25 protein-coding genes are annotated in these 26,487 nt (G+C 67.3%); 14 read left to right on the forward strand and 11 right to left on the reverse strand.

Translation table 11 applies throughout. The features are described 5' to 3' along the window. Nucleotides 1–78: 78 nt before the first annotated feature. Complete coding sequence (rpsT, locus tag FA702_RS14100) at nt 79–339, forward strand: 30S ribosomal protein S20 (RefSeq protein ID WP_124810021.1); 261 nt, start codon at nt 79–81, stop codon at nt 337–339. 563 nt (nt 340–902) lie between these two features. Then, nucleotides 903–2,300, forward strand: coding sequence for a chromosomal replication initiator protein DnaA (gene dnaA, locus FA702_RS14105; RefSeq protein ID WP_124810064.1), 1,398 nt, complete (start codon nt 903–905; stop codon nt 2,298–2,300). Between the two features lie 45 nt (nt 2,301–2,345). On the opposite strand, the gene FA702_RS14110 is transcribed toward dnaA, so the two are convergent. Both FA702_RS14110 and mgtE read right to left on the reverse strand, forming a co-directional pair. Continuing rightward, the gene (locus FA702_RS14110) at nt 2,346–2,753 is read right to left on the reverse strand and encodes a DUF1489 family protein (RefSeq protein ID WP_136956639.1); all 408 of its coding nucleotides are present in this window, start codon (nt 2,751–2,753) and stop codon (nt 2,346–2,348) included. 19 nt (nt 2,754–2,772) lie between these two features. Next, complete coding sequence (mgtE, locus tag FA702_RS14115; protein WP_136956640.1) at nt 2,773–4,233, reverse strand: magnesium transporter; 1,461 nt, start codon at nt 4,231–4,233, stop codon at nt 2,773–2,775. A 113-nt stretch (nt 4,234–4,346) separates the two neighbouring features. Between mgtE and FA702_RS14120 the strand changes: the two genes are divergently transcribed. Next, entirely contained in the window at nt 4,347–4,802 is a 456-nt protein-coding gene (locus FA702_RS14120; protein WP_124810023.1) for a peptidylprolyl isomerase, read from the forward strand. A 226-nt stretch (nt 4,803–5,028) separates the two neighbouring features. After that, complete coding sequence (locus FA702_RS14125) at nt 5,029–6,564, forward strand: acetyl-CoA hydrolase/transferase family protein (RefSeq protein ID WP_136956641.1); 1,536 nt, start codon at nt 5,029–5,031, stop codon at nt 6,562–6,564. Nucleotides 6,565–6,577: 13 nt separating this feature from the next. Here FA702_RS14125 and FA702_RS14130 read toward each other — a convergent pair whose 3' ends face one another. After that, nucleotides 6,578–7,474: a LysR family transcriptional regulator gene (locus FA702_RS14130; RefSeq protein WP_136956642.1), complete on the reverse strand. Its 897-nt coding sequence runs from the start codon at nt 7,472–7,474 to the stop codon at nt 6,578–6,580. Between the two features lie 104 nt (nt 7,475–7,578). On the opposite strand from FA702_RS14130, the gene FA702_RS14135 reads away from it, so the two are divergent. Then, the gene (locus tag FA702_RS14135) at nt 7,579–9,681 is read left to right on the forward strand and encodes a malate synthase G (protein WP_136956643.1); all 2,103 of its coding nucleotides are present in this window, start codon (nt 7,579–7,581) and stop codon (nt 9,679–9,681) included. A 56-nt stretch (nt 9,682–9,737) separates the two neighbouring features. Next, nucleotides 9,738–9,950: a DUF4287 domain-containing protein gene (locus FA702_RS14140; protein ID WP_136956644.1), complete on the forward strand. Its 213-nt coding sequence runs from the start codon at nt 9,738–9,740 to the stop codon at nt 9,948–9,950. 8 nt (nt 9,951–9,958) lie between these two features. On the opposite strand, the gene rsmA is transcribed toward FA702_RS14140, so the two are convergent. The 4 genes from rsmA to FA702_RS14160 all read right to left on the reverse strand — a co-directional run bounded on the left by rsmA (nt 9,959) and on the right by FA702_RS14160 (nt 15,716). Then, entirely contained in the window at nt 9,959–10,792 is an 834-nt protein-coding gene (rsmA, locus tag FA702_RS14145; RefSeq protein WP_136956645.1) for a 16S rRNA (adenine(1518)-N(6)/adenine(1519)-N(6))-dimethyltransferase RsmA, read from the reverse strand. Beyond that, entirely contained in the window at nt 10,789–11,796 is a 1,008-nt protein-coding gene (gene pdxA / locus FA702_RS14150; protein WP_136956646.1) for a 4-hydroxythreonine-4-phosphate dehydrogenase PdxA, read from the reverse strand. Before pdxA ends, rsmA begins: the two co-directional genes overlap by 4 nt. A gap of 76 nt (nt 11,797–11,872) precedes the next feature. Continuing rightward, complete coding sequence (locus FA702_RS14155; protein ID WP_136956647.1) at nt 11,873–13,261, reverse strand: peptidylprolyl isomerase; 1,389 nt, start codon at nt 13,259–13,261, stop codon at nt 11,873–11,875. Between the two features lie 181 nt (nt 13,262–13,442). Then, nucleotides 13,443–15,716, reverse strand: coding sequence for an LPS-assembly protein LptD (locus tag FA702_RS14160; protein WP_255504583.1), 2,274 nt, complete (start codon nt 15,714–15,716; stop codon nt 13,443–13,445). 159 nt (nt 15,717–15,875) lie between these two features. On the opposite strand from FA702_RS14160, the gene FA702_RS14165 reads away from it, so the two are divergent. The 4 genes from FA702_RS14165 (at nt 15,876) to FA702_RS14180 (ending at nt 18,656) form a co-directional block, all read left to right on the forward strand. Then, nucleotides 15,876–17,333 (forward strand): leucyl aminopeptidase, encoded by a 1,458-nt coding sequence (locus FA702_RS14165; RefSeq protein ID WP_136956649.1) that lies wholly within the window; start codon nt 15,876–15,878, stop codon nt 17,331–17,333. 9 nt (nt 17,334–17,342) lie between these two features. Beyond that, nucleotides 17,343–17,789, forward strand: coding sequence for a DNA polymerase III subunit chi (locus FA702_RS14170; RefSeq protein ID WP_136956650.1), 447 nt, complete (start codon nt 17,343–17,345; stop codon nt 17,787–17,789). Between the two features lie 100 nt (nt 17,790–17,889). Continuing rightward, nucleotides 17,890–18,312 (forward strand): nucleoside-diphosphate kinase, encoded by a 423-nt coding sequence (gene ndk / locus FA702_RS14175; RefSeq protein WP_136956651.1) that lies wholly within the window; start codon nt 17,890–17,892, stop codon nt 18,310–18,312. A 104-nt stretch (nt 18,313–18,416) separates the two neighbouring features. Beyond that, nucleotides 18,417–18,656, forward strand: a complete 240-nt coding sequence (locus tag FA702_RS14180; protein ID WP_136956652.1) for a hypothetical protein — start codon at nt 18,417–18,419, stop codon at nt 18,654–18,656. Between the two features lie 3 nt (nt 18,657–18,659). On the opposite strand, the gene cls is transcribed toward FA702_RS14180, so the two are convergent. The 3 genes from cls to purM all read right to left on the reverse strand — a co-directional run bounded on the left by cls (nt 18,660) and on the right by purM (nt 22,221). Beyond that, nucleotides 18,660–20,108, reverse strand: a complete 1,449-nt coding sequence (cls, locus tag FA702_RS14185) for a cardiolipin synthase (protein WP_136956653.1) — start codon at nt 20,106–20,108, stop codon at nt 18,660–18,662. A gap of 69 nt (nt 20,109–20,177) precedes the next feature. Then, nucleotides 20,178–21,068 carry a phosphoribosylglycinamide formyltransferase gene (gene purN, locus FA702_RS14190; protein WP_255504818.1) on the reverse strand — a complete coding sequence of 297 codons (891 nt, stop codon included), beginning with the start codon at nt 21,066–21,068 and terminating at the stop codon, nt 20,178–20,180. 43 nt (nt 21,069–21,111) lie between these two features. Beyond that, complete coding sequence (gene purM / locus FA702_RS14195) at nt 21,112–22,221, reverse strand: phosphoribosylformylglycinamidine cyclo-ligase (protein ID WP_136956655.1); 1,110 nt, start codon at nt 22,219–22,221, stop codon at nt 21,112–21,114. Between the two features lie 136 nt (nt 22,222–22,357). On the opposite strand from purM, the gene FA702_RS14200 reads away from it, so the two are divergent. From FA702_RS14200 to FA702_RS14215, 4 genes are all read left to right on the forward strand, one after another. Further along, nucleotides 22,358–23,620 carry a heavy-metal-associated domain-containing protein gene (locus tag FA702_RS14200; RefSeq protein WP_255504584.1) on the forward strand — a complete coding sequence of 421 codons (1,263 nt, stop codon included), beginning with the start codon at nt 22,358–22,360 and terminating at the stop codon, nt 23,618–23,620. 54 nt (nt 23,621–23,674) lie between these two features. Beyond that, entirely contained in the window at nt 23,675–24,307 is a 633-nt protein-coding gene (locus FA702_RS14205; protein ID WP_136957430.1) for an ATPase, read from the forward strand. A 26-nt stretch (nt 24,308–24,333) separates the two neighbouring features. Further along, the gene (gene epsC / locus FA702_RS14210) at nt 24,334–25,056 is read left to right on the forward strand and encodes a serine O-acetyltransferase EpsC (protein ID WP_124810040.1); all 723 of its coding nucleotides are present in this window, start codon (nt 24,334–24,336) and stop codon (nt 25,054–25,056) included. Nucleotides 25,057–25,130: 74 nt separating this feature from the next. Continuing rightward, complete coding sequence (locus FA702_RS14215) at nt 25,131–25,436, forward strand: DUF2794 domain-containing protein (RefSeq protein WP_255504585.1); 306 nt, start codon at nt 25,131–25,133, stop codon at nt 25,434–25,436. 353 nt (nt 25,437–25,789) lie between these two features. On the opposite strand, the gene FA702_RS14220 is transcribed toward FA702_RS14215, so the two are convergent. After that, entirely contained in the window at nt 25,790–26,401 is a 612-nt protein-coding gene (locus tag FA702_RS14220; protein ID WP_136956657.1) for a DUF4328 domain-containing protein, read from the reverse strand. Nucleotides 26,402–26,487 lie beyond the last annotated feature (86 nt).

A 26,487-nucleotide genomic window follows, 5' to 3' on the forward strand; every position in this document is an offset into this window, starting at 1 on the left:
CGCCTTGTACGTGCAAGCAACCAGGATTTTCCCGGTCCGTCTCCGGACGGTCCGCCAGAGGACAGAAACAGGACAGACATGGCCAATACGCCGCAAGCCCGCAAGCGCATCCGTCGCAACGAACGTCGCGCCGAAATCAACGGCAACCGCCTTTCCCGCATCCGCACCTTCGTGAAGAAGGTCGAATCGGCGATCGCCGGTGGCGACAAGTCGGCGGCGGCTGAAGCGCTCAAGGCGGCGCAGCCGGAACTGGCGCGTGGCGTGGCGCGCGGCGTGCTCCACAAGAACACCGTGGCGCGCAAGATGTCGCGTCTGACCAAGCGAGTCGCAGCGCTCTGATTCGACCGCTCATCCCCCATCGGGGATGATGCTCAGGGTCGATACGGATATCTGACAGAGGAAAAGGCCGGCGGTTCCATCGCCGGCTTTTTCGTTTTTCGGTTCCGTGACGATTTGCGGTCGCAGCAAGTCATGGATTTTCCGCGATTCGCTTCACCTCCGCAACGAAGTATATATTTTTCAAATACTTATGCGATTTCCGCGGCGTCCAGCGAGTCAAGGCGATTTATTTCAGTTTTTTTGCGTCGCCACGCTTGCGCTCCGCCCCCCGTCGCCAATAGACAGGCTGAACCGGCATCGTTGATCTCACGGAGCCGTAACAAGCACTGGGATCAGCGTGACGGTGTCACGGAAATCGCATGGTTCGAGTCCGCTGGCGGAATCCCCGCTGGCGGTCGGGGGTTCGTCATGTCTGCGGCGGGGGGATGTCGTCGCAGGCCTTGATCAGGTCGGGACAGCGCCGCGTGAAGATGGATGAATTTGGCAGCGCGGGCGGCTACCGCGCACCGGCTGCGCGTGGGGGCGGCTCGGAAGCCGTGTCAGGCAGGAAGGGACGGGACGGGATGATCGAGGACCAGGAAGCGCTGGATCTGGCAGCGGACTGGGCCGACATCAGCCAGGGTCTGAAAAAGGATCTGGGATCGCAGCTGCACGGGCAGTGGATCAAGCCGATCCAGCTTGGCAGCTTCTGCAAGGAAACCGGCACGCTCGACCTGTTCCTGCCGACCGAGTTCTCCGCGAACTGGGTGGCGGATCGCTTCGCCGATCGCCTGTCGCTGGCGTGGAAGATCGCGCGGTCGGAAGTGCGTCAGGTGCGCATCACGGTGCATCCGCGCCGCCGCGCCATGCCCGAACTGCGCATCGGCGGCGATGCACCGGTGCCGGCGGCGTCGGCCACCGTGCGTACCCCGGCTTCGATCGGCATGTCGGATTCGCTGGTTTCGGGTCTCGATCCCTCGCTGATCTTCGCCGAGTTCGTGAGCGGTTCGGCCAACGTGCTGGCAGTCAACGCGGCGCAGCGCATGGCCGCGCTGGAGACGCCCCAGTTCTCGCCGCTCTATCTCAAGGCCTCGACCGGGCAGGGCAAGACCCACCTGCTGCACGCGATCGGCCACGCCTATGCCGCGAACCGGCCCGGCGCGCGCATCTTCTACTGCTCGGCCGAGCGCTTCATGATCGAATTCGTCCAGGCCATGCGCCAGAACGAGATGATCGAGTTCAAGGCGCGCCTGCGCGGCTTCGATCTGCTGCTGGTCGACGATATCCAGTTCATCATCGGCAAGGCGAGCACGCAGGAGGAATTCCTGCACACGATCGACGCGCTGCTGGCCGCCGGCAAGCGGCTGGTCGTCGCGGCGGATCGCGCGCCGCAGGCGCTCGATGGGGTCGAACAGCGGCTGCTGTCGCGTCTGTCGATGGGGCTGGTGGCCGATATCCAGCCGGCCGACATCGAACTGCGCCGCAAGATCCTCGAACACCGCCTGTCGCGCTTCACCAGCACGCAGGTTCCGTCCGACGTGATCGAATTCCTCGCGCGCACGATCAACCGCAATATCCGTGAACTGGTCGGCGGCCTCAACAAGCTGATCGCATTCGCCCAGCTCACTGGCCAGCCGGTCTCGCTGCAACTGGCCGAGGAACAGCTCACTGACATTCTCTCGGCCAACCGCCGGCGCATCACGATCGACGAGATCCAGCGCACGGTCTGCCAGTTCTACCGCGTGGACCGCACGGAAATGGCCTCCAAGCGCCGCGCCCGCGCCGTGGTTCGCCCGCGCCAGGTGGCGATGTATCTCGCCAAGGTGCTGACGCCGCGCAGCTATCCGGAAATCGGCCGCAAGTTCGGCGGGCGCGATCACTCCACCGTGATTCACGCGGTGCGGCTGATCGAGGAACTGCGCACGCGCGATGCCGACATGGACGGCGACGTGCGGACGCTGCTGCGTCAGCTCGAAGACTGACGGGAAACGGGGGCGGGCCTGACACGCCCGCGCCCGTCGATTGCTTCAGACCAGACCCAGCTTTGCCAGCTCGCCGGCCAGCCCGGCGGGCAGGGCTTCGCCCGCTTCCCCCATGGCCAGATCGCGCGGCGCGTCCTTGTCTTCCAGATAGCGCCAGCCCTGGTGCGCCCGGCGCGGCACGGGATGGACGTCGATCAACTGGGTGGAGATGACGATGTGCGTCTTGCCACCTTCGGCTTCCTCGAAACCCAGGATCGGCGAGCGCGCGACGAGCTGGTGCTTCAACACCCAGAACAGCGATCCGCCCACCATTTCGGCGTGGCGCTTGGGCAGGTAGCGCGTGGTCAGCCGCGCCTCCGGTCCGCGCCGGGCGAACCAGGCGTGGACCTCGGCCAGCGACTGCGCGCCATAGGCAACCTTGGTCATGTGCAGGCGCGGGGTGTCATCGTCCATCGTCAGGCATCGTCCATTATCAGGCGCCGATCCCCGCCAGCGTCGCCAGCCCCAGGAAGCTGAGGAAGCCCATGCAATCGGTGCACATCGTCACGAACACGGCGGACGAGGTGGCCGGATCGATGTTCATGCGATCGAGCGTGACGGGTACGAACACCCCGGCCAGCCCGGCGACCATGTTGTTGATGAAGATTGCGGCGGCGAAGACCAGCGCCAGCGGCACGCTGTGCCAGAGGAAGAACGATCCGATCCCGATCAGCGTGCCGAGCGAAACGCCGTTGGTCGCAGCGATGCGGAATTCGCGGCTCAGCACGCGCAGGGTATTGCTGCTGGTCAGCTGGTTGGTGGCGATGGCGCGCACGATCACGGCCAAGGTCTGCGTGCCGGCGTTGCCGCCCATCCCGGTGACGATGCCCATCAGCGTCGCCAGCACCGCGTAGCGCGCGATCTCGGCATCGAACAGGCTCACCACGCTGGCCGCCAGCATCGCCGTCGGCAGGTTGATCAGCAGCCACAGCAGGCGCGTGCGCACCGTCAGGTGCAGCGGCTCGTTGATGTCGCCATCGCCGGCGCCGGACAGCAGCAGCGCGTCCTCACCCGCTTCTTCCTGGATGATGTGGACCACGTCGTCGACGGTGATCTGGCCGACCAGCCGGCCGTCCTCGTCGACCACCGCGGCGGAGATCAGTGCATACTTCTGGAAGCGGAGCGCCACTTCCTCCTGGTCCATCGTGACCGGAATCAGCGTCTGGTCGCGCTTCATCACGTCGGCCAGTGCCACGTCACGCGGCGTGCGCAGGATCCACGAAAGCACGCAGGTGCCGATCGGGCGGTGCTTGTGATCGACGATGAACACTTCCCAGAACTCGGTGGCGAGATCCTGGTTTTCGCGCAGGTAGTCGATGAGATTGCCGACGGTGAGATGTTCGGGCACCGCGATCAGATCGCGGCTCATCAGGCGGCCGGCGGTCTCTTCCGGATAGGACAGCGCGCTTTCGATCGCGGCGCGATCTTCTGGATCGAGCTCGGCGAGGACGGCTTCCTTGTCCTCCTCGTCGAGGTCCTCGATCAGGGCGACCGCGTCGTCGGTCTCCATCTGCTCGGCCAGCTCGGCCACCTCGTCGGGGTCGAGCTGCTCGATCAGCGATTCGCGGACGTGGTCGTTGAGTTCGGCGAGCACTTCGCCGCCCATCAGGTCGTTGATGGCGCGGGCTAGGCGGGGCCGTTCCTCGGCGTCGATCAGCTCGAACAGGTCGGCGATGTCGGCCGGGTGCAGCGGCTCGACAAGATCATAGACCGCGTCGCGGTCGCCTTCGTCCAGCGCATCGCAGACCTTGCGGATGAACGCCGGCTTCAGCGTGTTGTGTTCCTCGTCGAGACTTTCCGCATGGCGCGCGGTTTCCTCGGCCGGCGATGCATCGCCGCCGTCGGCAAGGGCCAAGTCGATGGCCAGATCGATCCGGTCGTCTTCGCGCTCCATCAAGGGCCGGGATAGGCGGTCGCAAGCCAAAAGCAACGCCCGAAAAGAGCATGGCGTGACTTTGTCGGGGAAGACCCTATATCGGCGGCAGACAAGGAAGGATTTTGTGACAGATGGCTGAAGAGAAACTCGTCTTCTCGCTCGATTCCGGCGATGTCGTGATCAAGCTGCGCCCCGATCTTGCACCCAATCATGTGGCGCGGATCAAGGAACTGGTCGGCGAAGGCTTCTATGACGGCGTGAAGTTCCACCGCGTGATCCCCGGCTTCATGGCGCAGGGCGGCTGCCCGCAGGGCACCGGCATGGGTGGCTCAGATAAGCCCGACCTGCAGGCGGAATTCAACAGCGAACCGCACGTGCGCGGCGTCTGCTCGATGGCGCGGACGAGCTATCCGCATTCGGCGAACAGCCAGTTCTTCATCTGCTTCGACGATGCACGCTTCCTCGACAAGCAGTACACCGTCTGGGGCCAGGTTGAGAGCGGCATGGAACACGTCGATGCGCTGCCCAAGGGCGAGCCGCCGGCAAACCCCGGCGTGATCCGCAAGGCGAGCATCGTCTCGGCCTGATCGACCGGCGCGGCTCGATTGCAAAAAGGGAACCGATCCCGTCGGTTCCCTTTTTTCATGTCCGGGCAAATGCGCTATAAATCGCCAAATCCCGGTGATTGCATTATGCGCAATTACACTTTTGCGTGGGAATATAAGGAATTGCTACGACGGAAGTAGTGGTTATCAACCACTCGCTACGGGTCTACGCGCGGCCAAACAGCGGCCCAGATGGCGGAGTTTCCCCATGTCCCAGTCCTCCCTTTCGCAGCGCATCGCCCATCCGGCCCTTCAGGCGCGCGTGACCGATGCCGATAGCGCCGCCGCGCTGATTCCGCCGGGTTCCACCGTCGGCATGAGCGGCTTCACCGGCGCGGGCTATCCCAAGGCGGTGCCGCTGGCGCTGGCCAAGCGGATCGAGGCCGCCCATGCGGCGGGCGATCCGTTCCGCATCAAGGTCTGGACCGGGGCCTCGACCGGCCCGGAACTCGATGGCGCGCTGGCCAAGGCCAAGGGTATCGACTTCCGCCTGCCCTACAATTCGGACCCGATCGCGCGCGAACAGATCAACCGCGGCGAGATGAACTACTTCGACATGCACTTGTCGCAAGTCGCGCCGATGGCGTGGCAGGGCTTTCTCGGCCCGCTCGACATTGCGCTGATCGAAGTGACGGCGATCCTGCCCGACGGGTCGCTGGTGCCGTCCTCGTCGATCGGCAACAACAAGACCTGGCTCGACCGCGCCGACAAGGTGATCCTTGAAGTCAACCGCTGGCAGAGCGAGGCGCTGCACGGGATGCACGACGTCTATTACGGCACCGCTCTGCCCCCGCACCGGGTGCCGATCCCTCTGATCCGCCCCGAAGACCGCATCGGCCAGACGACCTTCCGTTGTGATCCCGCCAAGGTGATCGCCGTGGTCGAAACGGATTCGCCCGATCGCAACCAGCCGTTCAAGGCGCCGGACGCCAACGCCCGCGCCATCGCCGGGCACCTGATGGAGTTCTTCGCGCACGAAGTGAAGATGGGGCGCCTGCCGTCCTCGCTGCTGCCGATCCAGTCGGGCGTGGGCAACATCGCCAACGCCGTGCTGTCGGGGCTGATGGACAGCCCCTTCGAGAACCTGACTGCCTATACCGAAGTGCTGCAGGACGGGATGCTTGACCTGCTCTCCAGCGGCAAGCTGCGCATGGCTTCGGCCACGGCCTTCTCGCTCAGCCCCGAAGCGGCCGAGACGATCAACGCCGATATGGCGCGCTATCGCGACCGGCTGGTGCTGCGCCCGCAGGAGATCAGCAACCATCCCGAACTGATCCGCCGGCTCGGCTGCCTCGCGATGAACGGGATGGTCGAGGCCGACATCTACGGCAACGTCAATTCCACGCACCTGATGGGATCGCGCATCCAGAACGGCATCGGCGGGTCGGGCGATTTCGCGCGCAACGCCTATATCTCGATCTTCATGGCCCCATCCACCGCGAAGGGCGGCCAGATTTCGACGATCGTGCCGCAGGTCAGCCATGTCGATCACATCGACCAGGACGTGCAGATCATCGTGACCGAACAGGGCCTGGCGGATCTGCGCGGGCTGCCGCCCCGCAGCCGCGCCGAACTGGTGATCGGCAACTGCGTGCACCCCGCATACCGGGATATGCTGGCCGATTATTATGCGCGTGCCTTGCGCGATTCCTGGGGCAAGCATTCGCCGACGCTGCTGACCGAGGCGCTGGCATGGCACCAGCGCTATATCGATACCGGTTCGATGTTGGCGCCAGCCGGCTGACGGGGCGGGCGGCTTACCGCTCCCACGGCGGCACCGGGCTGAAATGGCGGCGCAGGTGTTCGGTGAACGCGCCGACGCTCGCCGCCATGTGCTGGCCCGCCGGCCGGATCGCATAGATTGCCACGTCGTCGCTGCCCTGGTGATCGGGCAGCACGCGCACCACGCGCCCTTCGGCCAGGTCTGGCCGGATGTCCCACAGCGAACGCAGCGCGATGCCCACGCCCCCCAGCGTCAGTTCGCGCACGACCTCGCTCGAATTGGTGGCGACCACACTCTCCGCGTCGATCGTCACCGGCCGGCCGTTGGCGCTGAGCCGCCACGGCAACTGGCCACGCGCGGCGAGCAGACGGTGCCCGGCCAGGTCGCGAATCGATGCCGGCGTGCCGTGCGCGGCGAGATAGGCGGGCGAGGCGCAGAGGATGCGGCGGCTGGGCGCGAGCCGCACCGCCTCCAGTCCGCGCTCCACCCGCGCCGTGATGCGGATGGCCAGGTCGATCCGTTCCGCCAGCAGATCGGTGAAGCCATCGCTCAGCTCGATCTCGATCCGCACCTCGGGGAAGTGTTCCAGGAACGAGGGCAGCAGCGGGGCGATGAACATGCGCCCGAACGAGGTGGGGGCGGCGATGCGCAGCGGCCCCTTCGGCTCCAGCGTGCGCCCCGCGACCCGCGCCTCGGCATCGTCGATGCTGGACAGGATCGCGAGCACGTCGGCGTGGAAGCGCGCGCCCTGTTCGGTCAGTTCCAGCCGCCGCGTGGTGCGCCGGATCAGTTCCGCTCCCAGCCGCTCCTCCAGCCGCGCCAGCCGCTTCGACACCATCGGCGGGGAAAGCCGCAGCGCCCGCGCGGCGGCGGCGAGGCTGCCGCTGGCCACGATCTGTGCGAAAAGCCGATAGTCCCGATCCCCGTCCATTGGTTCTCCAGAAGAATGAGTGTCGTAACTTTAATCACTCTACCGAACGAGATGACCGAAGGCTAGGATGCGCGCATCGGAATGGATGCGCATGGGAGCAAGCGATGAGTGAACGGGTTGAACGCAGCGGTCTGAAGGTCGACGGCCAGCTTGCCGCTTTCCTCGAACAGCGCGTGCTGGCGCCGATCGGGCAGGACGCCGCTGCTTTCTGGCAGGGCTTCGCCGCGCTGTGCGATCGCCTCGTGCCGCAGAACCGCGCGCTGCTGGCCAAGCGCGATGCGCTGCAGGCGCAGATCGACGCCTGGCACCTCGCGCGCAAGGGCCAGCCTATCGACGCCGACGCCTATCGCGCGTTCCTGACCGAGATCGGCTATCTCGTGCCCGAACCGGAGGACTTCCTGATCGGCACGCAGAACGTGGACGAGGAAATCGCCACGATGGCCGGGCCGCAGCTTGTCGTTCCCGTGCTCAACGCGCGCTTCCTGCTCAACGCCGCCAACGCGCGCTGGGGCAGCCTCTATGACGCGTTCTACGGTACCGACGCGCTCGATGCGCCGCCGGCGCGCCCCGGTGGGTATGACGAGGCGCGCGGCGCGGCGGTGATCGCTGCCGGGCGCCAGTTCCTCGATGGCGCGCTGCCCGGCTGGGAAGCGGCGCTGACCGGCGGCGAATGCCCGCATCCTTACGCCACGCGCGATGGCGGGGTGATGTTCAAGCACAACGGGTTGCACATCGAGCTGGTGATCGATCGCAATCACCCGGTGGGCAAGGGCGATCCGCTGGGCATTGCTGACATCGTGCTCGAAGCCGCGCTGACCACGATCGTCGATCTGGAGGATTCGGTCGCCGCGGTCGATGCCGAGGACAAGCTGGCGGCCTACGCCAACTGGCTGGGCGTGATCCGCGGCGATCTGGCCGATACGTTCGAGAAGGGAGGCCAGACCATCACCCGCACGCTGGCGGAGGACCGCACCTGGCACGCGCCTTCGGGATCGGCGTTCAGCCTGCCGGGGCGCAGCCTGCTGTTCGTGCGCAATGTCGGCCATCTGATGACCAATCCGGCGATCCTGCTGGCTGACGGATCCGAAATCCCCGAAGGGATCCTGGACGCCGTCATCACCTCGGCGATCAGCACACACGACGTGAAGGGCCTAGGCCGCTTCCGCAACAGCCGCACCGGCAGCATCTACATCGTCAAGCCCAAGATGCACGGGCCGGAGGAAGTGGCCTTCACCAACACGCTGTTCGATGCGGTCGAAGACCTGCTCAGCCTGCCGCGCCACACGGTCAAGGTCGGCGTGATGGACGAGGAGCGCCGCACCAGCGCCAACCTCGCCGCCTGCATCGCGGCGGTGAAGGACCGCATCGTGTTCATCAACACCGGCTTCCTCGACCGTACCGGCGACGAGATCCACACCTCGATGCAGGCCGGGGCGATGATCCGCAAGGGTGCGATGAAGGCGTCCGGCTGGATCGCCGCCTATGAAAAGCGCAACGTCTGCATCGGCTTGCATCACGGCCTTTCGGGTAAGGCGCAGATCGGCAAGGGCATGTGGGCCGCGCCGGACATGATGCGCGACATGATGGACCAGAAGATCGGCCATCCGAAGACCGGCGCCAACACCGCCTGGGTGCCTTCACCCACGGCCGCGACGCTGCACGCCACGCACTATCACCAGGTCGATGTCTTCGCCGTCCAGAAGGACGTGGCGAAGGAGGAAACCCCGGGGCTGGACGTGCTGCTGGCCGTGCCGCTGGCGGCGGGCGCGAACTGGTCGGAAGACGAAGTGCGCGCGGAACTGGACAACAATGCGCAAGGGCTGCTGGGCTATGTCGTGCGCTGGATCGATCAGGGCGTCGGCTGCTCCAAGGTGCCCGACCTCAACGACGTGGGCCTGATGGAAGACCGCGCCACGCTGCGTATTTCCAGCCAGCACATCGCCAACTGGCTGCTGCACGGCGTCTGCTCGAAGGAGCAGGTCCTGGATTCGCTGCACCGCATGGCCGCCAAGGTGGATGCGCAGAACGCGGGCGATCCGCTCTACGAGCCGATGGCGGGCAACTGGGACACCAGCTTTGCGTTCCGCGCGGCCTGCGATCTGGTGTTCAAGGGCGTGGAGCAGCCCAACGGCTATACCGAGCCGCTGCTGCACGCCTGGCGGCAGAAGAAGAAGGCAGCGATCGCCAAGGTGGCGGAGCCGGCTTGATCCGCGTTGTCGGGGCGCATTGACAGGGTAGGGCTCGGCATGGTTGCTTCGCGGCCATGACCGAGCCCAAAGCCACCGGACCCGCATCGTACTTCCCTTCCATCGAGAAGAAGTACGGCAAGCCGATCGCCGATTGGAAGGCACTGGTCCGCGCCGCGCTTCCCGCGAAGCATATGGAACTGGTGGCGATGCTGAAGGAGCAGCACGGCCTGGGCCATGGCCACGCCAATGCCATCGTGGCGCACACGCTGGCCGAGGCCGACGGCTAGCGCGACGTTTACGGCGTCAGCGCGCGGGCGATGCCGACAAATTCGTCCACAGAGAGCGTTTCCGCTCTCCGCTGGGGATCGATGCCCAGCGGCTCCAGCACGTCCAGCGCGCCGGGCAGGCCCTTGAGCGACTGGCGCAACATCTTGCGGCGCTGGCCGAAGGCGGCCTCGGTCACCCGTTCCAGCATCCGCGCGGAGACGCCGGCGGGCATCGCCGCCGGCTCGACATGCACGATCGCCGACATGACCTTGGGCGGCGGGGTGAACGCGCTGCGGTGCACTTTCATCGCGATGACGGGGCTGGCGCGCCACTGCGCCAGCACGGCGAGCCGGCCATAGGCATCGGTGCCGGGCCGGGCGACGATGCGCTCGGCCACTTCCAGCTGGAACATCAGCGTCAGCGATTGCCAGCGCGGCGGCCATTCCTGGCCGGAAAGCCAGCCGGTGAACAGCAGCGTGCCCACGTTGTAGGGCAGGTTGGCGGCAACGTGCCATGGCCCGTCGAACAGCGTGGCGGGATCGATCCGCGTCGCGTCGCCCTCGATCACGGTCAACTGGCCTGGGAAGGCATCCGACAGTTCCGCAAGCGCCGGCAGGCAGCGCTTGTCCATCTCGATCGCGGTCACGTTCGCCCCGGCGCGCAGCAGCGCGCGGGTCAGCCCGCCAGGACCGGGGCCGACTTCCAGCACGTTCGCCCCGCGCAGGCTGCCGGGCACCTTGGCGATCCGGTCCAGCAACTGTTCGTCGAACAGGAAGTTCTGGCCCAGCGCCTTGCTGGCGAACAGGCCGTGGCGGTTCACGACATCGCGCAATGGCGGCAGTTGGGGCGAAGTATCCGTCATGCGGAAAGCCTGCGCGCGGCGCATTCCCCGGCCATGCGGATCGCGGCGACGGTCGCGCCCGCGCGCGCCGTGCCGGTTCCGGCGATGGCGAAGGCGGTGCCGTGATCGGGCGAGGTGCGCACGATCGGCAGCCCCAGCGTGACGTTGACGCCGGCATCGAAATCCAGCGCCTTGAGCGGGATCAGGGCCTGATCGTGGTACATGCAGATCGCCGCGTCATAGGTCTCGCGCGCTTCGGCGTGGAACATCGTGTCCGCCGGCAAAGGCCCGCGCGCATCGATTCCGGCGGCGCGCAGCGCGGCGACGGCGGGGGCGACCACGTCGGCGTCCTCGTGCCCCATGCGGCCGTCCTCGCCTGCGTGGGGGTTCAGCCCGGCGATGGCCAGCCGGGGTCGCCCGATGCCGAAATCGCGCGCCAGCGCAGCCGCCGCTATCGCCGCGCGCGCGCGGATCAGGTCGACGGTGAGCATGTCCGGCACCGCGCGCAGCGGAACGTGGACGGTCACGGGCACCACGCGCAGGCGTGGCCCCGCCAGCATCATCACCGCGTTCCGGGGGGTGACGCCGCAGGCTTCGGCGACGAATTCGGTCTGCCCCGGCTGGGTGAAGCCGATCGCGGCGAGGCGGCTCTTGGCGATGGGGCCGGTGACGATGCCCGCCGCCGCGCCGGATCGGGCAAGGCCGGTCGCCGTTTCCAGCGCGCGCAGGGCCAGCGCCGCACCGGCGTCGTCCGGCTCACCGGGGGTGTACGGTAGATCACCTAGGTCGATGACCGGCAGCGCGGTGTCATAGACCTCCACCGCTTCGGCGGGCGAAGCGATGGCGCGCACCGGAACCTCGATCCCGCGCCGATGCGCCGCCTGTTCGAGCAGCGCCCGGCTGCCTACTACGAAGAACGGGGGCAGGGCTTCGGCGCCGCTCAGCGCCCACGCGGCGCACAGCAGTTCCGGGCCGACACCGGCGGGATCGCCGATGCTGGCGGCGAGGGGAAGGGAAAGCGTCATGCCGGTTCCCTGTCATGCGCCGGACCGCCCGTCCTTGCGGAGCCGCAACGACGCCGCGATGACAGGCGGATCAGCGTCAGTTGTATTCGATCACCGCGTCGCGTCGCAGATCGCGCAGGTAGGTCTGCGCGCGCTTGTTGACGCGATCGTCTTCCATCTGCTGCTGCAATTCGTCGAAGCTCGGGCCGGAATCCACCTTGGGATCGTCACGCCCGCACAGCAGCAGCACGCGCACGCCGTCCTCGATCGATCCGAACGGCGGGGTAGCCTCGCCCACCGAGAGCTTGAGCAGCGTTTCCTGCAGCGCGCCGGGCAGGTCGCGCGCCTTGATCTGGTCGTTGGCGACCACCGATGCGCCGATCGTGGCGGCCGCCTTTTCCGCTTCGCCGCAGCCGTGGATCGTCTTCACCATGCTGGCGAAGCCGGCGGCCTTGTCGGCGGCCTGCTTTTCAGTGGTGCCCTTGGGGAACGAGATCGAGATCTGCTTGAGGCTGAGCACGGCGTCGCGCGGATCGGCGGTCAGCACCTGGCGCTTGTCGATCAGGTAGAGGATCGAGAAGCCGCCGGGAATCGGGATCGGGCCGGCAAGCTGGCCGGGGGCCATGCCGGCCGCGGTCGTGGCCAGTTCGTTGGGCAACTGGCCGAGGCGGATCCAGCCGAGATCGCCGCCGACCGCCGCCGTCGAGGCTTCGGAGAACTGGCGCGCATAGGCAACGAAGCTGCCGCCCTGCTTGATCTGCTCGACGATCTTTTCGGCGTTGGCGCGGACCTGCTGCTGGGTTTCGTCCGTCGCCGACAGGAAGATTTCGCCGATGCGGTATTCCTCGGTGCCCTTCGACGCCTGGAGCCGCTCCATCATTTCGCGCACTTCGCCGTCGGAGACGTTGATGAAGGGCTGGACGTTGCGGCGCAGCAGGCGCTGCCACGAAAGCTCGCCCTTGATCTGGCGCTTGAGCGAGGCAGCCGACGAGCCGATCGAGGCGAGGTACTTTTCCAGCGCCGGCACCGACTGGCCGAAGTTCTGCGTGGCCACGCGCTCGAACGTCTGGTTCACCTCGTCATCGCCGATCTGGATGTCGGCGGCCTTGGCTTCCTGGATCTGCAGCGTTTCGTCGATCAGGTTGCGCAGTACCTGCAGGCGCAGGCGGTCCATTTCCTCCGGCCCCACCTTGTTGCCGTTGGCGTTGACGATCAGCGCCAGGCGCTGTTCCACGTCGGTGCCGGTCACGATCTCGCCGTTCACGATCGCGGTGGCGCGGCGGACGTTGGGATCGCTCTTGCCGAACAGGGTGGGGTTGGCCGGTATGTTCAGCGCGCCATTCGCGTCGGCGCTTTCCCGCACGGCCTGCGCGCTTGCGGTTGAGGCGATCGGCGCCGCGACCATGGCGGCAAGGCCCAGAACCAGCGCGCTCTGGCCGATCAGGGGACGACGGATCGGGGAAGGAAGGCGGACGGTACGCGTCATGGCAATCTGAATATCCTGTCGAACCGGCGCACCGGCATCCTTCTGCGCATTTCCCGGCAAATGGTATCGCCGGGCTTAACCCAAGCTGAGTGGCGCGGCGATAGCCGTATTGCAACGGCGAGGGAAGCGAAAGCGGGGAAAACGCCGAACGGCCGAGCTGGCGGGCATCCCGGAACGCGGGTCAGCGCCCGCCCAGGCTGCGCAGCGACAGCGAGAACGAGAAGCCGTTGCCCTGCTTCGCGTCGCCCGTCGTCACGTAGTCGCGCACCCAGGTGAACGAAAGATCCAGGCAGTCGTCGGTATAGGCGAAGCCCAGCCGGTGCCGCAGCATCTGGAACCCGTCGGAAGCGGTGTTCGTCGGGTCCTCGGCGCGGGGCGTCAGGTTGACCACGCCCGATCCGAACACCGACCAGTATTTCGCGAAAGCCACGCGCCCGGTGAAGCGCAACTCCTGCCGGTCGCGCAAGTCCTCGAAGGTGGAGGCGATGTCGCGGTTGAGGCGCAGATAGCCTACTTCGAAGTAGGACTTGTGTCCGCCGATGGTCGCGTCGAATTCGTTGCGGCGCAGCACGAAATCGTTGTGATCCAGCCGGAACCGGTGCGTGAACTTGACGATGTCGTCAAAGCGCAGGTCCGTCCTGCCAACGATGTCGGACGCGCGGGTGGTCAGGCCGGTGCCGTCCGGCAGCAGGGTCATGTCGTTGGACAGGCGGTAGCTTTGCCCCACCGTGGTGGAAACGCGCCAGCCGGGCCGGGTCAGGCTCCAGTCGAAGCCGTAGGTGAAGCGGACGCCGTCCTCGATCCGGTCGTATCCGGGAAACCGGTTCAGCGAGAACAGGTTGGCGTCGTCGAGATCGACCGAGCGCGAATCCTCGTTGGGGATCGACAGGTTGCGCACATGCGGCGTCGCCACGATCTGGAAGCGCGGGGTCAGAACCTGCGTGCCGCCCAGGAATTCGCCCACGAAGGGCCAGCGCACGTCGACCGCGGCCGTGGCGATGCCGCGTGCCTGCCAGCCGGGATTGCCGCGATAGAGCACGGTTGGCGTCAGCGCGTTCTGGTCGCTGTGATAGACGTCGCCGCGCAGCAACCCGGTCAGTGTGATGACCTGGCCCATGCCGGTCACGGTGCGCAGGTCCCATTGCGCGCGGGCGAAGGCGCGCTGCGTATCCTGCCCGCCGGTGCGCGTGATCGCCAGCGTGTTGGCCTGAAGCTCCAGCTTGCCGCCCACGCCCGGCACATCGAGCCGCCGGCGATAGTCGATCGCCGGAATCGCGATCGGCACCTGTCCCTGGGCGTAGCCGACGCGCAGCGTCTGCACCGCCCAGCCGGCCAAGCTGAAATAGCTGTTGTCGTCGATGCGTTCGAGATTGATCGAGGAGCGCAGCCGGTCGTCGCGGCCCAAGTCGTAGCGGCGCAGGAAGGTGCGGTCGCTGGCGATGCGGCCGTAGCCCGAAATGCTCCAGTTGTCGGACAACTGAAAGCGGCCGTTGCCTTCGAAATAGCCACGGAACTGCTGGTTCTGCGCACCGGTATTGCCCGAGACCGAGATCACCGAGCTGCGCGTGAGGTAGCCCGTGATCTGGAAGGCGCCGCTTTCGGTCAGCTGGCGGTAGCGGGTCTTCACCATCGGCAGCGAGCCGGTGTAGAAGTTGCCGGTCACCGCCAGGTCCTTGTTGTCGGCGATGCGCCAGTACCACGTCAGGCCCAGTTCGGCGCCGTTCGATGCGCCCAGCCGGAAGTCCGGGATCAGCAACCCGCTGACGGCGCGGAAGTCCGATGTGTGGGCAAGGCCGGGCAGCGGCAGCAGCGGCACGCCGAACACGTGCAGCACCGCGCCCTTGTAGCGGACGCGCTTCTGCTTGTCGTCGTAATGGACGCGGACGGCGGTGATTTCCCAGCTCGGCTTCTTGGCGCAGCCCTCGATGTCCTCGATCGCGCAGCCCGAATAGGCGGCATCGTGCAGGATGATGTCGCCATTGTCCTCGCGCTCGCCGCTCTTTGCCGCCAGCCGGCCGCCTTCGCGCATTACGACCAGCAGGTCGTCCATCGCGCCGGCCTTCAGTTCCTCGGTCAGGTCGGCCTTGTCGGTATAGACGATGTTGCCCACGTCATCGACCATGCGGACGTTGCCTTGCGCCTGAATCGCGCCGGTCTTGCGGTTCCAGGTGATCGTATCGGCGCGCACCGACTGTTCCTCGCGCCGCAGCACCACATTGCCCCGGGCGGTGACGACGTCGGAGTCGTTCGCGTATTCGACCTTGTCCGCCGCGAACTGGACAGGGGTGTCATCGTCCGAATCGGCGGGGGGCGGGGTGGATGGCGCAGGGGCGGGCGGGGAGGCCGGAACGGCCGTCTGCGCCAGGGCGGGCCAGGCCACGCCGATCATCAGGCCCAAGGCCAGACTGCCCGCCAGTTCACGGGAAAACGGGATCAGCGCCACGCCTGCGGTCATGCGGCGCGGACGCAAGCGTCGGTAAAGGGCTTGCGGCTGCGGCCGCTTGGCGGGTTGCATGGCTTGCCTATCGCACCAGCGCGCCCTAACTGCAAATCCACAATTTCAGCCTTGGCGCGACTGCGCCGGGCTGTGGCCGCTTTCCGACAGGAGCACCCGATGAACGTTGTTTTCCGCCCGGCCGCCCAAGCCCGTCCCCGTCTGGTGGCCACACTGGTGCCGCAGGGCGACTTTCCGGCGCAGGCCGATGCCGTCGTGCGCGATGGCGCTGCCGCCGCGCGCTTCACCGGCAAGACCGGGCAGGTGTTCGAAGCCTTCGCGCAAGGGGCGGACGGTCTCCAGCGGCTCGCTTTCGCCGGAATCGGCGATGTGGCGGCGGCCGATCGCCTCTCGGCGCTGGAACGCGCCGGCGCGGCGCTGACCGCGAAATACCTGACCTCGGGCGAAACCGCGCTCGGGATCGATTTCACCGGCAGCGGTCTCTCGGCGGACGAAGCCGTGGCCGTGCTGTTCGGCGCGCTGCTGCGCGGCTGGCGCCTCGATGACTATCGCACGAAGCTGACCGACGAACAGAAGCCCTCGCTCGCCGAAATCGTCGCGATCGGCGCGCCCGATGGCACGGAAGCCGCGTGGCAGGCGGAAGCTGCGCTGGCCGAAGGCGTGGCCTTCACCCGCGAACTGGTGACCGAGCCGGCGAACGTGATCTATCCCGAAAGCTTCGTCGCCCGCGCGCAGGAGCGGCTGGCCGGCCTCGGCGTGGAAATCCGCGTGCTCGACAGGGCGGAAATGACCGAACTGGGCATGGGTGCGCTGCTCGGCGTGGCGCAGGGATCGGTCCGCGAACCGCGCATCCTGGCGATGCGCTGGAAGGGCAAGGCCGGGACCAAGCCGACCGCGTTCGTGGGCAAGGGCGTGACGTTCGACACCGGCGGCATCTCGATCAAGCCGGCCGCCGGCATGGAAGACATGAAGTGGGACATGGGCGGCGCCGCTGCCGTTGCCGGCACCATGCTCGCCCTGGCGAAGCGCAAGGCCGAAGCCGACGTGATCGGCGTGTGCGGGCTGGTCGAGAACATGCCCGATGGCAACGCGCAGCGCCCCGGCGATGTCGTCACCTCGATGTCGGGGCAGACCATCGAGGTCATCAACACCGATGCCGAAGGCCGTCTCGTGCTGTGCGACGCGCTGACCTGGGTGCAGAAGGAATATGCGCCCGCCACGATCGTTGACCTTGCCACGCTGACCGGCGCGATGATCATCTCGCTCGGCCATGAACACGCCGGCCTCTTCGCCAACGACGACCTGCTCGCCAGCCAGCTCGATGCGGCGGGCAAGGCCAGCGGGGACAAGCTGTGGCGCTTCCCGATCGGCCCGGCTTACGACAAGCTGATCGACAGCCCCATCGCCGACATGAAGAACGTGGGGCCGCGCTATGGCGGGTCGATCACCGCCGCGCAGTTCATCCAGCGCTTCGTCGACAAGGGTGTGGCCTGGGCGCACCTCGACATCGCTGGCACGGTCTGGGCGGACAAGCCCGGCGCGACCTGGGACAAGGGTGCGACCGGCTTCGGCGTGCGCTTGCTCGACCGCTACGTGCGCGACGTGCTGGAAGCCTGACCCGACACCGTGCGCGTTGATTTCTACCAGTTGAGCCGCGATCCCGCCGAAGGCGTGCTGCCGCTGATCGCGCGCAACACTCTGGGGGCGGGCGCCCGGCTGCTGGTGGTGTCGGAAGACGAGGCGCAGCTTGGCCGCATCGGCGAGGCGCTGTGGACGCGCCTGCCTGACAGCTTTCTTGCGCATGGACGGGCGGGCGGCGCGCACGACAGCCGCCAGCCCATTCTCCTGTCCGACACGGTGAATCCCGCCAACGGCGCGCGCTTCCTGGCGCTGGCGGATGGCCTGTGGCGCGATGCGGCGGAAGGCGCGGAGGATTTCGAACGCGTGTTCCTGCTGTTCCCGGCCGATCGCATCGACGGCGCGCGCGATTGCTGGCGAATGCTGGGCCAGCGCGAAGGCGTGGACCGGCGCTATTGGCGGCAGGACGGCGGCAAATGGCGCGAGGGGCCTTAGCAGCCCGACCGCGGTCCCCGATTTTGCGCGTCTTGCGGCGCAGCACAATCCCGGCTAGGGGCGCGCGCAACAAATCCCCAATTTCGCGAAGGAACATTCCATGGCGGTTACCCGCACGTTTTCGATCATCAAGCCCGACGCCACCCGTCGGAACCTGACGGGCGCCGTGACGGCGAAGCTCGAGGAAGCGGGCCTGCGCGTCGTCGCCTCCAAGCGCATCCACATGAGCCGTGCGCAGGCCGAAGGCTTCTACGCGGTGCACAAGGAACGCCCCTTCTTCGGCGAACTCGTCGAATTCATGATCTCCGGTCCGGTCGTGGTGCAGGTGCTCGAAGGCGAGGACGCCGTGAAGCGCAACCGCGACATCATGGGCGCAACCAACCCCAAGGATGCCGCCGAAGGCACGATCCGCAAGCTCTTCGCCGAATCGATCGAGGCCAATTCGGTCCACGGTTCGGATTCCGAAGAGAACGCCGCGATCGAGATCGCGTTCTTCTTCAAGCCGGAAGAAATCGTCGGCTGATCGTTCGCACCGAACGGACATGGCAAAGGGCCGGGGCATCCGCTCCGGCCCTTTTGCTTTGCCTCCCGCCCCCGACCAGCTATGCCGGGCGCGGGAGACAAGCGATGCACGGCATGGGTTCGGGCGATTGCCCTTTCGAGTTCAATTTCGACGCCGCGACGTTCAAGGTCGGCGATACGGTCAGCTACCGCGTCAACGGCAGCCTGGAGGGGATGCCCTTCGTCGGCACGCTGCTGGAAGTGCACGAGGACCACGTGGTGATCGCGGGCGATGCCAACGATCCCTCCTGCCGCTATCGCGGCACGCGCGAAAGCCGGCCGCAGGTGGATTACGCCGAGCTCTGAGGCTCAGAGCAGCGGGCTCATCATCGCGGCAAGGTTCTGCCACAGGCGGCGGGGCAGGCTGTATCCGGCCACGGTCGCGGCGGTGATGGGCACGGACTGCGCGATCCAGTGGTCCTGCGTGGCCCGGATCGCGCTCGTCAGCGCCGGATCGAGAAACAGGATGTTGTTCTCGTAGTTCAGCTCGAAGCTGCGGCGGTCGAGATTGGCCGAGCCGATCATCGTTACCTGTCCGTCGACGGCCATGGTCTTGGCGTGGAGCAGGCCGGGCCGGTACTCGTGGATCTTCACCCCGGCTTCCAGCAGCGCGTGGTAATAGCTGCGGCAGGCGGCGGCCACGAAGCGGCTGTCGTTGCGCGCGGGCACGATCAGCACCGTGTCCACGCCGCGCCGCGCGGTGGAGAGCAGCGCGTAGAGCAACTGTTCGTCTGGCACGAAATAGGGCGTGCTGATTACCAGTTCGCGCCGCGCGGAATGGATGAGTTCGGCGAAGCAGGCGGTCATCGCCGCATACGTCAGCGTGGGGCCGGTGCCGATGACCTGGGCGATGATGTCGCCCGGCCGTTCGTCCGTCTCCTCGCAAGCGTCGATCAGCAACGGTGATACGTCGTCCCCGCCTTCGGCCATCCAGTCGGACGCGAACAGGAACTGGCATTGCCGCGTTACCGGTCCTTCCCAGCGGGTCATGATGTCCACCCACGGCGCGAAGCGGGGCTTGATGCGGAATTCGGGATCGGCGGCGTTCTGGCTGCCGCACCAGGCGATGCGGTTGTCGATCACCAGTACCTTGCGGTGGTTGCGCAAGTCCACGCGGCCGCGCAGCATCGTCCACAGCACGTTGCCCACCGGCAGCGCGGGCAGGGCTTCCACGCCCGCCTCGCGCATCATCCGCCACAGCGGCGACGACGTCATCAGGCGCGATCCCAGCGCATCGGCCAGCACGCGCACGCGCACGCCGCGTCGGGCGGCGCGGGCCATGGTTTCGGCCAGCCGCGTGCCGTTGTTGTCGGGCAGCCAGATGTAGAAGCACAGGTGGACCGTGTCCCGCGCCGAGTCGATGTCCGCGATCATGCCGTCGATCGCGGCGTTGCTGTCGGTGAACAGGCGGGCCGCGTTGCCACCGCCCGGCTCCAGCTCGTTTACCGTGCTCGCCAGCGCGAACGGCGCTGCATAGGGACTCTGGCTCACCTGGCAATGCGCGGCCATGTCCCCGGGCGGGCGGGGCAGGGCGGCATCGATCGCGGCGCCGCGCCGCCGCCGTTCGCGGCTGAGCAGCGTTTCGCCCAGCAGCAGGTAGCCCAGCACGCCGATGACTGGGAACATCAGGATGACCACCAGCCAGGCGACGCGCGATTCGGGTTCGCGGTGCGGCCGCAGCATGGCGCGCAGCAGCGCCCATATTTCCGCCGCGACGAGAAGGAGCGCGCCGGTCACTTCAAGCTGGTAAAGCGTCATCGCCCCCTGCGTCCCACGCGCGCGGGCACCTGTAAAGGGTCAGGCAGCGAAGAACGCGGAAAGCGCCCGTCAGAATTCCATCATTGCGGCCAAGCGCTTGGGAGCGATGGCGGCCCAGCTTCGGCGCAGCCAGTCGGCGATGCCGTCCCAGTCGGTATCGCCCAGGTCGAGCCGGATCGCGATCCAGCCATCGCCGAAATAGGCCGGCCGGTAATAGCGCGTCGGGTCGCTTTCGATCAGCTGTTCCTGCTCGTCCAGCCCGCTGATCTTGACCAGCAGCGCCGTCTTGCCGTCGCCATGATGGTCCACCGAGACGTAGGCGAACTTCTTGCCCTTCAGCACGCCGAAGCAGGGCATGCCGTGGCTGGTGACTTCGTCCGCCTCGGGCAGCGCCATGGCGCGTTCGCGCACTTGCGCGACAAGGTAGTCCGGCGCGGTTTCGCGTGTCACAAAGTCGGCCAGCACGCGCGAATAGAGCTGGTGTTCCGCGATCAGCACCCGCGCGGCCAGCGTGTCGTCGCTATCGCCGGGCAGGATCGCCACCGGCGTCTGGCCCAGGATCGGGCCGTCGTCGAGTTCGGCAGTGACGAGATGGACCGAGCAGCCGCCATGGCTGTCGCCCGCCTCGATCGCGCGGTCGTGCGTGTGCAGGCCCTTGTACTTCGGCAGCAGCGACGGGTGGATGTTGAGCATCCGGCCTTCCCAGCGGCCGACGAAGGCGGGGGACAGGATGCGCATGTATCCCGCCAGCGCGATGAAGCGCGCGCCGGCCTTGATGACTTCGGCTTCCATCGCCGCGTCGTGGTCGGCGCGCGCCATGCCCTTGTGCGGCAGGCAGAACGTGGCCACGCCTTCGGCTGCGGCCAGCTTCAGCCCCGATGCTTCGGGGTTGTTCGAAAGCACCAGGACGATGCGGTACGGACAGTTTTCCGCCCGGCTGGCATAGAGCAGCGCGGCCATGTTGGTGCCGCTGCCCGAGATGAAGACGGCGACGGGGACGCGATCAGCCAAGGTGCGTCGCTTCCCATGCGGCGCGCGCGGACCAGGTTTCGGCGCCACCGGTCACGGTGCAGCCCTTGTCGCCCTTCACGATCTCGCCCACGCGGAACACGGTCTCGCCCGCCGCTGCGAGATCGGCGGTGACCGAGGCGACGTCCGCTGGCGCGACCGCCAGCACCATGCCGACGCCGCAGTTGAACGTGCGCGCCATTTCCTGCGGCTCGATGTTGCCCTGCGCCTGCAGGAACGCCATCAGGCGCGGCTGTTCCCAGGCATCGGCGTCGATCCGCGCGTGAAACCCGGCGGGCAGCACGCGGGGCACGTTTTCGAGCAGTCCGCCGCCGGTGATATGCGCCAGCGCGTGGACCCGGCCCGAACGGACCACGGGCAGCAGGCTTTTCACGTAGATCCGCGTCGGTTCGATCAGGTAATCGATCAGCAGCCGCTCGTTGTCGAACAGGGCCGGGCGTTCGAGCTTCCAGCCCTTGTCGGCGGCGAGGCGGCGCACCAGCGAATAGCCGTTGGAATGGACGCCCGACGAAGCCAGCCCCAGCAGCACGTCGCCTTCCGCCACGCGATCGCCGGTCAGTTGTTCGCCACGTTCCACCGCGCCCACGCAGAAGCCGGCAAGGTCGTAGTCGCCGGGGCCGTACATGCCCGGCATTTCCGCCGTTTCGCCACCGATCAGCGCGCAGCCGGCGATCTTGCAGCCTTCGGCGATGCCGGCGACGACCCGCTCCGCCACGCCGTTATCCAGCTTGCCGGTGGCGAAGTAGTCGAGGAAGAACAGCGGCTCCGCGCCCTGTACGATCAGGTCGTTCACGCACATCGCGACAAGATCGATACCGATATGGTCGTGTCGGTCGTGGTCGATGGCCAGCTTGACCTTGGTGCCCACGCCATCGTTCCCGGCCACCAGCAGCGGGTCCTTGTAGCCGGCGGCGCGCAGGTCGAAAAAGCCACCGAACCCGCCGAGTTCCGCGTCCGCGCCGGGGCGGGCGGTGGCACGGGCCAGAGGGCCGATCGCCTTGACCAGCGCATTGCCTGCGGCGATGGAAACGCCAGCCTGTTCGTAGCTGTAGCTTTGGGGCGGAGTGTTGGTGTCGCTTGCCATGATCGCCGCCGCCTAGCGCTTTCCTGCTTGGATTTCCACTTGCCTTTCGGCAAAAGCGCCCGCGAAGAGGTCGCGAACAACAGGGTCCGGCGGCCATTCTACGGGAGTTCCCTTGGCCGTTCCGCGCGCAATGCAGATGCCGAAGTTGAGCCGGAAGGCCTGGATCGCCGCGGGAATCGGCGGTGCGTCGGCGCTCGCGCTGGTTTTCGCCGGCCCCGCGCTGCTCGCGCAGATCGAGGGCGATCGCGGTATCGCGCCGATCGCCAGCAACGGCGATTTCGAGGTCAGCGGCATTGATGTGAACGTCTCGGGCGACAATGCCGAGGACGCGCGCATCAAGGGCTGGCGTGAAGCGCAGCGCAAGGGCTGGGAAAAGTTGTGGGAACACAACCACCTGGGCGGTGGCGGCGGTGCACCGGCGCTGGATGACGGCACGATCGATTCGCTGGTTTCGGCGGTGGTGGTCGAAAAGGAGGAAATCGGCCCGCACCGCTATATCGCGCGGCTGGGCCTGATCTTCGATCGCGCGCGGACGGCGCAATATCTGGGCTTGCAGGGCGCGCACGCCAAGTCCGCGCCGATGCTGGTGATTCCCGTGCTCTATCAGGGCGGCGCCGGTTCGGTTTTCGAAACGCGCACACCCTGGCAGAAGGCCTGGGCCGATTTCCGCACCGGGGAAAGCGTGATCGACTACGTGCGCCCCAACGGTGGCGGCGCCGATTCGCTGCTGCTCACGGTCGGGCAGGTTTCGCGCCGCAGCCGCAACTGGTGGCGGCTGATTCTCGATGAATTCGGCGCGGCGGATGTCGTCGTGCCGATCGCGCGGCTGGAACGGCAATGGCCTGGCGGCCCGATTCGCGGCACCTTCACCGCGCGCTATGGCCCCGACAACCGCTTCCTGGGCAGCTTCCAGCTGACCGCCGAGAGCGAGGACAAGCTGCCGGCAATGCTGGCCGACGCTGTGCGCCGGATCGACGGCATCTATGCGGGCGCGCTGGCCAATGGCCAGTTGACCCCCGACCCGACGATCAACATGGCGACCAAGATCGATCCCAAACTGATCGAACAGGCGCTGGGGCAGCTCGGCCCGGCGCCCGCTGCGGCTCCGGTGGCCGGGACCGACGGCGTTCCGGGGGCCGTGGCGTCGACCACGGCGGCGCCCGCCGCCACCTTCATCGTGCAATTCGCCACGCCCGACGGCGCGGCGGTCGATTCGGGGCTGGCCGGTGTTCGCGCGGCGGCCGGGGTGCAGGGCGTGGCGACGACCAGCATCGCGATCGGCGGCACTTCGGTCATGCGCGTGACGTTCGCCGGCGATCTCGACGCGCTGGCGGCGGCCTTGCGCGCGCAGGGCTGGAAAGTCACGCAGGGCGCCAATGCGCTTTCCATCCGCAAGTAACCGGCGATCCGCATATGGCCGGCGGGCGCGCGTGCGTTCCGGTCGATGAACCGCATGTCGCAGATCGCCTTGCCGCTGGTAACCGCCGTGGGCGCGGAGACGATTGCCATCGGGCCTTCGTTGCAGCCGGTGATCGATGGCCTGCGCGCCGCAGCGGACTGGCCGTTCCGCACCGCGATCCTTTCCGGCCCGCCGCGTTCGGGCAAGAGCCTGCTGGCGCGCTGGTTCGCCGAAAGCGGGGCGGGGGACGTGGTCGACGATGCCGACAGCTTGCCGCAGGACGATCTGTTCCACCGCTGGAACCGCGCGCAGGCGGAAGGCCGGCCGCTGCTGATCGTCAGCAACGCCGCGCCGGGCGAATGGCAAGTGACCCTGCCCGATCTCGCTTCCCGGCTGGGCGCGGCGCTTCCGCTGGAAATCGGCGCGCCTGATGATGCCCTGCTGGTGGCCTTGATCGAAGCGCATGCGGCGCGGCGCGGGCTGGTGCTGGGCGATGGCGCGCTGGCCTATCTGCTGCCACGCATCGAGCGGACCCATGCGGCGGCAGAACGGCTTGTCGAAACAATCGACAGGCTGAGCCTTGAGCGCAAGGCATCCGTCACCATATCGCTGCTGCGCGACGCGCTCGCCGTTTCAGGGGGCGAGAGCGGCGAGCGCACGGGCCGGCAACCGCCGCGCTTGCCTTGAGCCGTGAAAAGAGGGAGAATCGGCCCATGTTCGCGAAACTGATCGACTATCTGGATTCGATCCAGGCGCGCGATCCCGCGCCGCGTTCGCGTTGGGAAATCCTGCTCTATCCCGGCCTGTGGGCGGTGGCGCTGCACCGCGTGGCGCACTGGCTGTTCCAGGGGAAACTCTATTTCCTGGCCCGCGCGGTGAATCACTTTTCCCGCTTCATGACCGGAATCGACATCCATCCCGGCGCGAAGATCGGCCGCCACCTGTTTATCGACCACGGCTTTACCGTGATCGGGGAAACGGCCGAGATCGGCGATAACGTCACGATCTACCAGTGCGTGACGCTGGGCGGCACCAACCCCGCCAACGGCGTGCCCGGCAAGCGCCACCCCACGTTGCAGGACAACGCGATCATCGGATCGGGCGCGCAGATTCTCGGCCCGATCACGGTGGGCCAGCGCGCCCGCGTGGGGGCCAACGCGGTGGTGACCGAAGATGTGCCCGAAGGCGCAACGATGATCGGCCTCAAGGCCCGCTCCACGCTGGTCCCGGTCGAAACCTGGCTCAAGGACTTCATCCCTTATGGCACGCCCTGCAAGGAGCCGTGCGAGCCGGCGGGCGGCACCCGCGTCGATGAACTGGAGGCGGAAGTCGCCGCGCTCAAGGCGCAGGTGGCCGCGCTCGTGGCGGCGCAGCTCGAAACCGCCGACGGTGACGGAACCGCGCCGTCGCCCACGCGGCGGAGGTCGCGGACCTGAGCGGGCCGGGCGGAGCGGACGCGTCGGGCGGGGCTCCCGCCGGCACGGTCATTCCCTTTCCCCATGCGCGCGCCGTGCCGCAGGTAGCCTTCGCGCGTGACGAACTCACGCGGATTCTCGATCTCTACGGGCGCATGGTCGCGGCTGGCATCTGGCGGGACTATGCGATGGATTTCGGGCGCGATGCTGCCAGCTTCTCGGCTTTTCGGCGCACTGCCGAGCGGCCCAGCGCCCGGATCGAGAAATGTCCGGCCTTGCGGACCCGCCAGGGCATGTGGGCGCTTTATGGCGAGGCGGGGCAAGTGCTCAAGCGCGGGCATGAATTGGCCGGCGTTCTTGTCCCGCTCGAACGCAAGCTGCTCAAGGTGGTGGACGATTAGGGTACTAAGCCGGGCAACGAGCGGCTGTCTGCTGCCGCTCCTGCTGCTTTCCGCCTGCTCCGACGCCGCGCCCGCACGCAAGCGGCAGAACCGCGTCGCAGCGCAGAACGGTCCGCTGATCCGCGTTCTGTTCCGTTCCGATCACTGGCTGCTGCTGGTGCCCTACCGCGCGAAAGACACGCCGCAAGCGCGGCTGGCACCCGATTGCCTGGAGCCGCTGGTGATCGATGCTGCCAGCGGGGTGGCGCATCCTGTCAGTCGGGCGGAGGCACTGGCGCGGGTCCGGTCCATGCAGATGATCGGGGCCGAGCGCGGCGATTGCGCCCCCGCGCCGGCGCCGGTCCGGAGGCCGGTCAGGCAAACACCGCCGCTTCGCCCCGCGCCTGCTGCGCTTCGGTGATCTCGCCCACGATGCGATAGAGGAACCACGCTGACCCGGCGAGGCTGGCGGTGGCGCCGAAGCCGAGCACGGCGGCGACGGCATGGTTCACGTCTTCCAGGCGCTGGGCCAGGGTGGCGAGGATGTTGCCGCCGATCCAGCATCCCCACCACAGGCGCAGCAACGCCTGGCCATTGCTTGCCGCTCCCGATGACGCCTCAAGGCTGGCGTCCCATATTTCCTGCATGGCCTGGAACGGTTTGAACAGATTGGCCACCGGGACCAGATACCACGCCCAGGCGCCGTTGGGGCCATAGGCCAGCGCGGCGCCGGTCTGACGCAGGTTGTCGTTGGCGCGATAGAGCCACATCGATGTGGTGACCGCGCTGGCGACAAGGCACCCGAACTGGGCCAGACCCGCCGCGATCGCGATGCGGGCGGCCATCGGGTCGGTGGCCGCCTGATCGAGCAGGCCCAGGGCGGTGATGACGGAAAGCGCCAGATCGGCCGCCACGAACAGCAGCAGCACGATGGACAGGGCCTTGGCGCGACCGGCCAGTATTCGCCTGCCATCCTCGATCGTCATCGCGCTCTCCCGGTTCGCTGCCGAATCCTAGCGCGCCGGTCGGGAAAGTCAGCCGCAATCATCGCTATTGTGGCGTCATGGTTGCG

Origin of the sequence: Novosphingobium sp. EMRT-2 (assembly GCF_005145025.1) — a bacterium.
GTDB lineage: Bacteria > Pseudomonadota > Alphaproteobacteria > Sphingomonadales > Sphingomonadaceae > Novosphingobium.